At 40.1% G+C, this 11652-nt stretch carries 14 protein-coding genes and 1 pseudogene; 10 read left to right on the plus strand and 5 right to left on the minus strand.

Going from position 1 to position 11652, the window contains the following annotated elements; all coding sequences use genetic code 11:
* Nucleotides 1–14 precede the first annotated feature (14 nt).
* From A5888_RS19520 to A5888_RS19530, 3 genes are all read left to right on the plus strand, one after another.
* A complete protein-coding gene (locus A5888_RS19520; protein ID WP_086349118.1) occupies nucleotides 15–446 on the plus strand; it encodes a PTS sugar transporter subunit IIA in 432 nt (143 codons plus the stop codon).
* Entirely contained in the window at nucleotides 443–1591 is a 1149-nt protein-coding gene (locus tag A5888_RS19525) for a mannitol-1-phosphate 5-dehydrogenase (protein ID WP_086349119.1), read from the plus strand. The genes A5888_RS19520 and A5888_RS19525 overlap by 4 nt, the downstream gene beginning before the upstream one ends.
* Before the next feature lie 311 nt (nucleotides 1592–1902).
* Complete coding sequence (locus A5888_RS19530) at nucleotides 1903–2805, plus strand: alpha/beta hydrolase (RefSeq protein WP_086349120.1); 903 nt, start codon at nucleotides 1903–1905, stop codon at nucleotides 2803–2805.
* A gap of 65 nt (nucleotides 2806–2870) precedes the next feature.
* Here the strand turns inward: A5888_RS19530 and A5888_RS19535 are convergent, their stop codons facing one another.
* Nucleotides 2871–4058, minus strand: a complete 1188-nt coding sequence (locus A5888_RS19535) for a toxic anion resistance protein (RefSeq protein ID WP_086349121.1) — start codon at nucleotides 4056–4058, stop codon at nucleotides 2871–2873.
* A 33-nt stretch (nucleotides 4059–4091) separates the two neighbouring features.
* Nucleotides 4092–4745, minus strand: coding sequence for a 5-bromo-4-chloroindolyl phosphate hydrolysis family protein (locus A5888_RS19540; RefSeq protein ID WP_086349122.1), 654 nt, complete (start codon nucleotides 4743–4745; stop codon nucleotides 4092–4094).
* 309 nt (nucleotides 4746–5054) lie between these two features.
* Between A5888_RS19540 and A5888_RS19545 the strand changes: the two genes are divergently transcribed.
* The 4 genes from A5888_RS19545 to A5888_RS19560 all read left to right on the plus strand — a co-directional run bounded on the left by A5888_RS19545 (nucleotide 5055) and on the right by A5888_RS19560 (nucleotide 7249).
* Nucleotides 5055–5636 carry an NUDIX hydrolase gene (locus A5888_RS19545; protein WP_086349123.1) on the plus strand — a complete coding sequence of 194 codons (582 nt, stop codon included), beginning with the start codon at nucleotides 5055–5057 and terminating at the stop codon, nucleotides 5634–5636.
* Nucleotides 5633–5914, plus strand: a complete 282-nt coding sequence (gene macP / locus A5888_RS19550) for a cell wall synthase accessory phosphoprotein MacP (protein ID WP_086349124.1) — start codon at nucleotides 5633–5635, stop codon at nucleotides 5912–5914. Before A5888_RS19545 ends, macP begins: the two co-directional genes overlap by 4 nt.
* 15 nt (nucleotides 5915–5929) lie before the next feature.
* The gene (locus tag A5888_RS19555; RefSeq protein WP_086349125.1) at nucleotides 5930–6622 is read left to right on the plus strand and encodes a 5'-methylthioadenosine/adenosylhomocysteine nucleosidase; all 693 of its coding nucleotides are present in this window, start codon (nucleotides 5930–5932) and stop codon (nucleotides 6620–6622) included.
* 78 nt (nucleotides 6623–6700) lie between these two features.
* Nucleotides 6701–7249 (plus strand): cysteine hydrolase family protein, encoded by a 549-nt coding sequence (locus tag A5888_RS19560; RefSeq protein ID WP_086349126.1) that lies wholly within the window; start codon nucleotides 6701–6703, stop codon nucleotides 7247–7249.
* Nucleotides 7250–7442: 193 nt separating this feature from the next.
* Here A5888_RS19560 and A5888_RS19565 read toward each other — a convergent pair whose 3' ends face one another.
* From A5888_RS19565 to A5888_RS19575, 3 genes and pseudogenes are all read right to left on the minus strand, one after another.
* Nucleotides 7443–7826 (minus strand): GNAT family N-acetyltransferase, encoded by a 384-nt coding sequence (locus A5888_RS19565; protein WP_283160591.1) that lies wholly within the window; start codon nucleotides 7824–7826, stop codon nucleotides 7443–7445.
* A gap of 114 nt (nucleotides 7827–7940) precedes the next feature.
* A pseudogene (locus A5888_RS19570) lies at nucleotides 7941–8192 on the minus strand (GIY-YIG nuclease family protein); the annotation flags it as partial.
* Nucleotides 8182–8916: a tRNA1(Val) (adenine(37)-N6)-methyltransferase gene (locus tag A5888_RS19575; RefSeq protein ID WP_086349128.1), complete on the minus strand. Its 735-nt coding sequence runs from the start codon at nucleotides 8914–8916 to the stop codon at nucleotides 8182–8184. The pseudogene A5888_RS19570 and the gene A5888_RS19575, both read right to left, overlap by 11 nt.
* Before the next feature lie 448 nt (nucleotides 8917–9364).
* On the opposite strand from A5888_RS19575, the gene A5888_RS19580 reads away from it, so the two are divergent.
* The 3 genes from A5888_RS19580 to A5888_RS19590 all read left to right on the plus strand — a co-directional run bounded on the left by A5888_RS19580 (nucleotide 9365) and on the right by A5888_RS19590 (nucleotide 11651).
* A complete protein-coding gene (locus A5888_RS19580; RefSeq protein WP_086349129.1) occupies nucleotides 9365–9982 on the plus strand; it encodes a lysophospholipid acyltransferase family protein in 618 nt (205 codons plus the stop codon).
* Between the two features lie 23 nt (nucleotides 9983–10005).
* Nucleotides 10006–10215 carry a hypothetical protein gene (locus A5888_RS19585; RefSeq protein ID WP_086349130.1) on the plus strand — a complete coding sequence of 70 codons (210 nt, stop codon included), beginning with the start codon at nucleotides 10006–10008 and terminating at the stop codon, nucleotides 10213–10215.
* A gap of 293 nt (nucleotides 10216–10508) precedes the next feature.
* Nucleotides 10509–11651, plus strand: coding sequence for an exonuclease SbcCD subunit D (locus tag A5888_RS19590; protein ID WP_086349131.1), 1143 nt, complete (start codon nucleotides 10509–10511; stop codon nucleotides 11649–11651).
* Nucleotide 11652 lies beyond the last annotated feature (1 nt).

Genomic DNA, 11652 nt, shown 5'->3' on the forward strand with positions numbered 1-11652 from the left:
AAGGGAATGGTTAGATGGAACTAGAATGTAAGGACGTTGTGTTGAATCAACGATTTGAAGATAAAGAAACAGCGATTATAGCTGCCGGAAAACTATTGCAAGAAAGAGGCTACGTTACAGAAAGTTACATTCCTAAAATGATTGAGCGTGATCAAATGACCTCTACCTTTATTGGCAATATGGTGGCGATCCCACATGGGACAGAAGATAGTAAAACAGAAATCTTACGTTCAGGAATTGTGCTTATTCAGGTGCCGCAGGGCGTCTCTTTTGATGGCAATGAAGTAAAGCTGATTATTGGAATTGCAGGAGCAGAGGGGCAGCATTTAGACTTGCTAGCTGAAATCGCTATGGTCTGTTCAGAAATGGAAAATGTAGAAAAGCTGATTGCAGCAACGGACAAAGAAGCAGTAATCCAATTATTTGAAGGAGGTGCAGCTGCATGAAAACAGCCGTTCATTTTGGTGCCGGTAATATTGGACGCGGGTTTATTGGCTGGCTTTTATCAGCAGCCGGCTACGAAGTTGTCTTTGCAGATGTGAACCAGCGGATCATTGATGCGATAAATGAGAAAAACGAGTATCGAGTTATTTTGGCAAATGAGGAGCAAGAGAGTTTTGTAGTGAATCATGTTCGAGCATTGAATAGTGAAGTGGATAAAACACAACTGATTCGTGAAATCTCAAAAGCAGAGATTGTGACCACGGCAGTTGGGCCGACGATCATCCCGTATCTCGCTGATACAATTGCTAAAGGAATAAAGTTAAGAATGATTACAGAACAACCTCTAACGGTTATTGCCTGTGAAAATATGATTGGCGGCTCATCGATTTTAAAAGAGCGTGTGTATCAATTATTGGATGAGAAAGAAAGAGAGTATGCGGAAAAATATGTGGCATTTCCTGATTCAGCAGTTGACCGGATTGTTCCGGATCAACAGCATGAAGACTTGCTGACGGTGACCGTAGAGCCTTTTTATGAATGGGTTGTAGAGGAATTACCGGATATGACACTGGCACCAAAAATTCCGGGAATGACGTATGTACCGGATTTGACTCCTTATATTGAGCGAAAGCTGTTCACTGTTAATACAGGTCATGCTGTGACTGCCTATTTTGGCTATATAAAAAATATCGATTCGATCGAAGACGCGATTCATAACGAGAAGGTGCTGTTCATTGTTCGAAGCGCATTAGAAGAAACTGGTGCATTACTGGAAAAAAAATTCCGATTCTCCCATCGAGAACATCAGGAATACATCGACAAAATCATCGACCGTTTTAAGAATCCATACGTTTCGGATTATGTTATTCGGGTCGGTCGTTCTCCGATCAGAAAAATAGGTGAGAATGATCGCTTTATTCAGCCGGCCAGACAATTTGTCGAGGCTTTCAATGAAACGCCAAAAGCCTTGGCAATAGCGATTGCGGCTGCATTGAAATTTGAAAATCCATCTGATGCAGAGGCATGTGCTTTACAAGAGGCGATCGAAGCAAATGGGCTTGAGGCATCAATTGAACAATACACAGGCTTGAAGCCATATACAAAGCTATTTGAAAAGGTGAAAGAGTCATATTATGAGTTGATATAGAAAGAGGCTAGGCCAAAAGGGCACTGCTTCAAGAAATAAGCCGGAGTATCCGAAAATGGTTCACATTTTCAGGATACTCCGGCTTATTTTCGAAGAGCTTTAAAATACATTAATTTCCCACTGATGTATTCTTGTTTGTGGCTCGTAGCAGTTTAGGGCCTACGAGTGTTGAGCGGACATCGACGCAGCTCGCTGCTCGTAGTTGCTTTTGGACCGCCGTTTCTTCGGATTTTAGGTATAGAGAAATCGGTCAGTTTCTTTTTGTCTCATCCTCTTATACTATGTTAAAATGAAGAAAAGGAGTTGAGACAATGATCAGTAAAGAGGCAAAAAAGGCATTCAAGAGGTTGGTAGAGAGTCAAAATTTAGATGAGCTATTGAATACACCTTTAGAAGAACAACGTCAAGCGTGGGAAGAACATGCAGCTAAGGCGAAAATTCCGGAGGGTATCAAAATTATTCAAGAAAAGATAAATGATATGGATGCAGAATGGTTGATTCCTGAAAAATCAGCGATGGATCAGGTCATCGTCTATTTTCATGGTGGTGGACTGAATCAGGGGTCTATTATCACCCATAGAAAGCTTGCAGCTTATGTTGCCCTATATACCGGAAGCAGAGTGCTACTTCATGATTATCCACTCGCGCCGGAGCATCCGTATCCAGCAGCACTTAATGCTTCACGTGAGCTCTATTTGACCTTATTAAATAGGGGATTTGCAGCTCATAAAATAGTGTTTGGCAGCGATTCATCTGGCAGCACACTGTCATTAGCTGTGCTACTTCAATTAAGAGATCAGGGAATAGCTTTACCAAGAGCATCCTTTCATTTTTCACCGATGATCGATTTTAGTTTGTCGGGAGAATCGATTGAGTCAAGAAAAGACAGAGATCCACAATTGTTTAAGGAAGATTTGGAAATGACTGTTGATTTCTATTGTGAGCCATCCGTAAGGAAAGATCCCTATGTGTCACCTGTGTTTGGTGACTTCACCGGATTTCCTCCGATGTTTGTTCAAGTAGGGAGTGAGGAGATTCTATGGAGTGATGCCGAGCGCTTGGTAAATAGCGCATGGGTTGATGGTGTTCATGCAGAGCTAAGTGTTTGGGACGATCTTTGGCATGTTTTTCAATCAAAAGTAGACACTGTTCCAGAAGCAAAAGATGCGATAAAAGAAGTGGCTGATTTTCTTGAGAATGTAGAACCGAATTAATTGGTACAGTTCCTTTTCAAACAAAAAACTGCTCGCCTGAAGGGCGGCAGTTTTTTGTTTTACCATTATTGTGTCAATTCAAGAAGCTTGTTTTTCAAATCTTCTTCCATATGACCTAGCTCGATTTCAGCAGCACGACGTTTTTCTTTACCTTCTTGTTGGATACGCAGTGTTTCCTGAATCGTTTCAACCAAATCATTTTGTGTTTTCTGTAATGTTTCAATATCAACGATTCCGCGTTCGTTTTCTTTCGCTGTTTCAATCGCTGAGATTTTCAGCATTTCAGAATTTTTCTTCAACAGGTCGTTCGTTGTTTCAGAAACCTGACGCTGTGCAGTCACTGCATCCTTTTGTCTAAGAAGGGTTAACGCGATGACTACTTGGTTTTTCCATAACGGAATTGCTGTATTGATCGATGCTTGGATTTTTTCAGCCAATGCTTGATTCGTATTTTGAATCAGACGAATTTGTGGCGCTTGTTGAATAGCAATCTGACGAGCCAGACGTAAGTCATGGGTCCGTTTATCCAAACGATCTAAAAATTGTGTATAGTCATTGGCGATTTGAACATCCATTTGATCGCCCGTTTCTTCGGCTTTTTTCATTGCTTCGGGAATCGTTTTTGTATTTAACTCTTCGATCTTCAATTCGCCGGCAGCAATATAGATATTCAAGGCATCAAAATAATCTTTGTTCTTATTATAGAGTTGTTCCAACATTAGATTATCTTTTAAAAGACCGTCTTTTTCTCTATCTAACTTCACAGCAATTTTATCGATTTGCGCACCGATTTTTTGATATTTAGCAGTAATCTCAAAAATTGATTGTTTGACTTTACCAAACATTTTCTGGAAGATATTGCCTTCACCGGCACGTAATTCATCTGGATTTGCTTCATTCAGGCGATACATCAAATCTGTCAGAGAATCTCCAATAGGTCCGATATCCTGAGCCTGTACATGATTCAGCATTGACTGGGAGAATTCTCCTAGTTTTGTCTGTGCATTTGATCCATAAGAAATAACCGCCTGAGTATCTTGAAGATCGATTTTTGAAGCTAGTTCAGCGGCTTGGCGCTGACGATCCTCAGGTAATCTATCAATCAAACGTGGAGCCGTTTGCTGATCACGTAATGCAGAAATTTCACTTTGTTGTGTTGTTGTCAATGTATCGATAGGTGTAGAGAAGGGGTTGCTTAATAAATCATCCAACGCACTATCTACAGATACAGTTTCTTTTTTTTCAATATCCATCCATATAACCTCCTAAAATAGCAGCAATTTCATTTACTCACTACCACTATTATCTCTTTTCAAACTGTTTTTAGCAATTGAAATCTCAACATCCAGATCCTCTAAATCATCTGCAACAAATTGCTCATAATCTTTTTTGATCAATTTAGAGACTTGATCGATGATTTGAGCGCTTTCTTCCAACTTTTCATAGGCTTGTTTGCTCTTGATTTCATGACTGTCGATTTCCAAATATTTCTGTGTTAAATCCACTAAGTTCGGTAAATGTGTGTATAAAAAGTGATTTGCCGAGTGTAGCTTTGTAGGATTTTTAACTAGTTCCTTGAACATAGCTTTGGAAACACGAACTGTGTCGTTGCGCAAATCGATTGCTTTCAATTTTGTTGATTGGTTCACATTATCCTGAAGCTGAACAACTAATTTTTTTGTTGTGTTCATTGTATCACGGAAAAAGTTGATTTCCGTACTGCTCATACCTAATTGTTCATAATGTTCTTCTTTGGACTTGGTCATATTTGGCAAACTTTCTTCAGAAGCTTTTGTTTTTCTTCGACCAGTAAACAAAGTAATCAGAATCGCTATGATAAGAACGCCGACAATCAAATCAGTGTTGATAAATGTGTAACTGTCAATTATCGCTGCTAGAATTATATAAGCTACTATCTGGATAATTTTTCTTGTTTTCATGTGAATACCCTCCATTTTCTAATCAAAAGATTTCTCCCTTGCTACATAAATCATTTTAACACACTCCCGATTAGAAAAAATATCCGTCCTAGGGTTGATTTTGATATTTACAAAAAATATAAGAAACGTAGAAAAAAGTTTATTTTTACCGAGAGTATGGTATTTTTAAACAAGTGAAATTGGTAAATAGAGTAAAGATTTGGTTGAGAATTATAAGGATATTTAAATGATTTAGATTGAAAATCATTATAAAAATGCGAAAACTCAAAAAGTAAGGTATGATATTATTGGAAAGCATGGTGATGATAGTTGAAATATGAAGATTTTGAAGAAAAAACTCTTTCAAGAAAAGAGATATTTAAAGGGAAAATCATTGATGTTGTGGTAGATGATGTGCGTTTGCCAGATGGAGCTATCGCCAAGCGTGAATTGGTTTTTCATCCAGGGGCCGTAGCTATTATTCCAATTACCGAAGACAATAGATTGGTAATGGTCAAGCAATTTCGTAAGCCTTTAGAGAAAGTGACTCTTGAGATTCCAGCTGGAAAAATCGATCCGGGAGAACAGGATGTTCCAATCGAGACTGCACGTCGTGAGTTGGAGGAAGAGACTGGTTATCAAGCACAAACACTTGAGCCTGTGACGAGTATGTATGTATCGCCTGGTTTTGCCAATGAGCTGCTGCACGTGTTTTATGGAGAGAAGTTGACGAAGGTTGAAAATCCGCTCCCTCAGGATGAGGACGAAGTGCTGGAATTATATGAATTGACATTGGAAGAGGCAAAGCAGGAGATCAAGAACGGCCTTATCTGTGATGCGAAGACAGTCTTTGCTGTCCAATACTGGGAGCTTATGCAGCTCAAAAGAAAGCAAGAGGAGGTACAGAGATGAGCAAAGGTCCGTTAGTTACTCGGACAGAATTGCGTAAGCGTAAAGAAGCTGCTGATATGGAACGCGAGCAGCAGGAGATTGCAGCGCAGGAATACGATGAGAAAGAAAGAGAAATTTCTGATTTCTATAGAAAGAAACGAGAGAGTGGACAGGAATCATCAAAAACGCGATCAGGCGAGCAAAACAAAATTAGAGAGCGTAGCAGCAAGTTGACAAAAGCGATTATTATTGTGGCAATCCTTTTGATTATTGTTATGCTGATCGTATTTAATATATAGAAAAGAGGAACAGAAATGAAAATAGGAATTATTGGTGCCATGGACCAAGAAATCGAAGTGTTGAAAGAAACGATGACCGATAAAAAATCATGGGAGCGTGCAGGGGCAGTCTTTATCTCCGGCTCATTAGGAAACCATGAAGTGATCGTTGTTCGTTCCGGCATCGGTAAAGTGCTGTCCGCTGTAACTACGGTACTTTTGATTCATCAATATGGGGTCAACATGGTCATCAACACGGGTTCTGCTGGAGGTATTGGTACAGGATTGGCAGTTGGAGATATCGTGATTGCGGACAAGCTGGCCTATTTCGATGTAGATGTTACCGGTTTTGGGTATGAAAAGGGACAACTACCAGGAATGCCGCTTTATTATGAGTGTAGCACGTATTTGAAAGCAGAAATGAAGAAAGCTGTGGAGAAAATTGGGCTACCTGTTCAGCATGGATTGATTGTTACAGGAGATTCATTTATCGATGGGAAAGAAAAAACGGCAAGTATTTTGGCCGATTTTCCAGAGGCTCTGGCGTGTGAGATGGAGGGCGCTTCTATTGCACAAGCTGCAGCGCAATTCAATATTCCATTCCTTGTTGTTCGAGCTATCAGCGATACTGCTGACCATGCGGCTACTCAGTCATTTGACGAGTTTATTGAAGAGGCCGGAAAGAAATCTGCAGAAATGGTCATTCAATTTGTAAAACACTTAGTTTAAGTCAGAGTAAAATGAAGGCGACTGGTAGGCTGTGATTGCCTCGGTCGCTTTTACACTACTATTTTAGGAGGAGTATACATGAAAGCATTGATTTCTATCGACTACACGAACGATTTTGTTGCGACAAATGGAACACTGACAACTGGAGAGCCGGGGCAGAGGATCGAAAAGGAATTGGTTCGATTGACAAAAGCGTTTACTGATCAGAATGATTTTGTGGTCTATGCGATCGATCGACATGATGAAAATGATACATATCATCCGGAAAGCAAGCTGTTTCCACCGCATAATATTGCTGGAACGCTTGGAAGAGAATTGTATGGCTCTTTAGCTGAGCTATATGAGGAAACAAAAAATCAGGAAAATGTGTACTGGATCGATAAGCGCCATTATTCTGCATTTAGTGGTACAGATTTAGATATTCGCTTAAGAGAACGTGGCGTTACCGAGGTTCATTTGACAGGTGTCTGTACCGATATTTGCGTCTTGCATACAGCTGTTGATGCGTATAACTTAGGCTATAAAATCGTCATTCATCAGTCAGCGGTTGCCAGCTTTGATGCTGTTGGACATGAATGGGCGCTGCGTCACTTTGTGAATACGTTAGGTGCTGAGGTTACTGAATAGAACAAAAAAGCAGCTAAATTCTGGGGACAATTCAACTCCCTCAGAGATTTAGCTGCTTTAGTTATTTAAAAAAAGAAGATACCTGTGAATAAATCTTGTTAGATAATCTATTACAGGAAGACGAATGTTCTTCTATGTTATAGGCAAAAATAATAGCTTTTCAGTTGTTTAGCAAGATGTACTCAACGAAGCACTACATCTCAGTGGATGAATCTGGTTGTTTTTCTAAGCGAATATATCCTTGCTCATCCTCCGGCTCAGCGATGTTCTTGATAGTAAAGCCGAATTTCTCATAAAATGCTACGGCAGTTCTAGAGGAAGGGACTTCAATTCTTTTGGCTCCAGTATAAAAAGAGTCTTGCTCAAGGGTTCTCATGAGCTGTTGTCCAATCCCTTTTCGTTGATAGTCGGGAAGAACAAAAAAACATAGGATGATATATTCGGTCGAAGAACCATAGTAGGGACAAATCGTGGCTGTTCCGACAATCCTATCGCCGATTTCGGCGGTATACATATGCGCGTGTTTCGATTGTTCGATCAGTATATCGGGGGTATATTGGTCAGCAAGAGCGGTCATCTGTGGCAACGGATAGTCTATACTGTTGATTTCCAAGAAGTTTCGTCTTATTATTTTGGAGATAGCTAGGCTGTCACTTTCCTCAAAGGCTCGAATAGTACAAGCTGTTTTAGCCGTTTCTAAATAACGTTCTTTTCTTTTTCTAGGTAACTTTTTGAATTGATACTCCGCTTTTGTTGCTTCTGGTCTTGTTGAAAAAGCTTCCAGATGGATCATGAGAACCGGACGACGGGAAGCAGGTCGCGTGTATTTTGCGCCAGTACCAGAATTGTGTTCCTTGATCCTACGTGTCGGATCAGTCGTATACCCCCCATAAAAGCTGCCATCATGACAACGCAAAACATAAAAATAATGTTTACTCTCCATATAACATAGCCGCCATTTCTGCTTGATAGTTCCCATCTTTATCTTGAATGAAAAATGGAGGAAGCACGCGGAAGCCATCTTTCTTTCCGCGCAGAATCCCTTCGACTAGGACAATGTTTGCTTCTCTATCTGGTTTAGGGTAAACAAACTGAACGCGTTTTGGCGCAATATTAGCTAGCTGCATCTCAGTAATGATGTCTAGAAAGCGATCGGGACGATGAACCATAGCTAGCCGTCCATTTGTTTTAAGCAGCTTAGCAGATACAGTGATCACCTCTTTTAGCGAGGTATGAATCTCATGTCTAGCGGCTGCAAGATAGGGATTAGGGTTCTTTTTACTACTTGGCAGCTCCTTGAAATAGGGCGGGTTGCACAACAGTAGATCTACGGAGTCAGGTTTGATAACAGAAGCTGATTCCTTCAAGTCAAGGGGGATCATTTCCATTTGCTCTTCTAGCTTGTTTAATTGGATGCTTCTTTTTCCCATATCAGCTAGCCGTGGCTGAAGCTCGATTTGTTTGATTTGGGCAGTCGTTTTTCTGCTGACAAATAGTCCGACAGCACCATTGCCGGCACAAAGATCGACAATCAATCCTCTTTTAGGAATACTGGGGAAATTTGCGAGCAGTACAGCATCCATTGAAAATGAAAAAACTTCGCTACTTTGTATAATCTGAATATCGTCTGCATACAGCTGATCAATACGTTCGTCGCTATGAAGCACAATGAGTCCTCCTTTATGAGTAAAATGAGTGAGCTGGTTATCAATCGTTCAAAAGTCGAAGAATGATAGCCGACATAATTGTTTGTTGGTTTTGAAGAATTTCTTTCTAAGTATACTATCTGGTTTTCGTCTCTTTGAATCAAAGTATATTCATCATACAAGTTGTTTTCTAGTAGTGCAAGATGGAAATTGTTTTATGAAAACAAACAAAGAATATTTTCACAAAAAAATATCTATGGTATGATGATGAAAGACAAAAAATAAAAAAAGATTTGTGACTGTATAAATCCTGTAGAAGTTTTTCTTGTACGAGCTATTTTCTTGTGCTCAAAATTAGAAACAATGGAATAAAGAGATGCGCACTTCGGTAGTAGTATTTATACATATAGATCATGCGAAATAATTCAGAGTTACGATGACCGTAACCATGAGAAGAGGGAGAAAAGCGATGTTTTTTACATTTATGCGGGGTGTTGTCCGTGTGGTGCTATTCATTATTAATGGAAGGATGCGCCTTGTGGGCAAGGATCGATTGCCAACTGACCAAAATTATGTACTGGTCGCACCTCATAGAACTTGGTGGGAGCCGTTGCATCTAGCTGTAGCAGCCTCACCGAAGAAATTTAGCTTTATGGCAAAAAAAGAATTGTTCAAAAACCCAATATTGAGCTTCATTTTGAAACATGCCAATGCCTTTCCGGTAGATAGAGAAAAACCCGGGCCAAGTGCGATAAAGACACCTGTTAAAACGCTGAAAGATACTAAATTAAGCTTAGTTATGTTCCCAAGCGGCACAAGACATTCTTCTGATTTAAAAGGTGGCGTGGCCGTGATTGCCAAGTTGGCAAAGGTTCCAATTGTTCCTTCTGTTTATCAAGGGCCACTAACATTTAAAGATTTATTGAAGCGTAAAAAAGTAACAGTAGCCTTTGGTGAACCAATCGACATCAGCGATATCAAAAAGATGGATAAAGAGGGCATTGCCGAAGTGGAGCGAAGAATGAATGAAGCCTTTGCAGCATTGGATACAGAAGTGGATCCTACATTTGCTTATGAAGCAAAATGATTCGCTGAGAATGAGGTGAGTATATGACTGAAGCAGAGTTTTTACGGTTAAGCATAGCTACGGTTGTAAAAGCAACTCGTGAAGAGGGGTATTGGGTTGTTGAGAATCTTGACCAGTTTGGTGGAGGCTCGAATGTTCACGGTATCCGGCTACTTAATTCTGATCAGCCTAAGTACGGTAGAATAACGCCTACTAATTATCATATTTGGCAAATTGTCGGTAAATTAAACTAACTGATAGTATCAGCTCTATCAGCTGATAAACCTGATTTTTTTCTAATGTTATGAAAAGTGCAGCACCCTAATTTTGAGGGAAGCTGTACTTTTTTGCTGAATAGTCAGATTCTGCATCATTGTCTTTCTCCATTCCTTCGTAAATTTGTTATAATGGAAAGAAGGTCATTTTTTAGAAGAAAAGGTTTAACTAATCAAAGTGGTAAAGAAATGAATGGTTAGAAAAGGAGCTTACTCATTTCAATGCTCAAGTGTTAATGAAAAAGCTATGACTAGGGACAAGGAGTGAAACAATGCGTTTTTTACATACAGCTGACTGGCATATCGGGAAAAAGCTTCATGGCTACAGCTTATTAGAGGATCAATTGCACGTGTTCGATCAAATGATCCAACTGGCAAAGCAGGAAAAGGTAGACGGTATTATCATTGCCGGAGACCTATATGATCGTTCGGTGCCTTCTGTTGATGCAGTTGAGCGATTCAATCAAATGATCATCAAACTTAATCTTGAAGAAAAATTTCCTGTTTTTGCGATTTCCGGGAATCACGACAGCGCCATCCGTCTGGAAACCGGAGGACCATGGTTCAGGCAATCTGAGTTCCATCTACATACCCGATTAGAGCAGGCGTTCCACCCCGTTGAGTTTGGGGAGGTCCAGTTGTTCTTACTGCCCTATTTTGAACCAAGTGATGCGCGAATTTATTTTGATAATAAAGAAGAAATTCGAACGATCGAGCAAGCGATGACAGTCGTGATAGAAGAAATCAAGAAGCAATTCAAACCAGAAATGGCTCATGTTCTAGTCAGCCATTTTTTTGCGGCCGGGAGTGCGAAATCAGATTCAGAAACAAAGTTGACGGTTGGCGGACTGGATACGGTTCCTCTTGACCTTCTGGAAGACTTTGATTATGTTGCTCTTGGACACTTACATAATAAGGATGCGTTGATTTCCGACAGTATTCGTTACAGCGGTTCGCCGCTGAAGTTTTCTCTTTCAGAAAGAAAACAGGAAAAAGGTGTTTGGATTGTTGATGTTGAGGAGAAAAAAGTTGATTTGTCCTTCCATCCACTGCTTCCAAAAAGAGAAATAAAAGAGCTGCAGGGGACCTTTAAAGAATTGACTCAGCAGGAATTTTACGAGTCGCTGGATCGAAAGGATTTCATGTTTATTCAATTGACAGATCGTGCGGTAATTCCAAATATGATGTATCAACTGCGAAAAATTTATCCCAATATTTTAGGGGTGGAGCGTGTTTATGGACGAGAAAATGACCAAAAGATCCTAGCAAAAGAGATCAGTGTGAAGCAACTGTCTCCGTTGGAATTGAGCAAACAGTTTTTTGAAGAGATGACCGAAGAGGAGCTTACAAATCAACAGGAACAATGGTTGAACGAGTCTCTTGATGCCATTCAGCAAAAGGAAAGAGGGAAATAAG

Origin of the sequence: Enterococcus sp. 9E7_DIV0242 (assembly GCF_002140975.2) — a bacterium.
GTDB lineage: Bacteria > Bacillota > Bacilli > Lactobacillales > Enterococcaceae > Enterococcus_L > Enterococcus_L clewellii.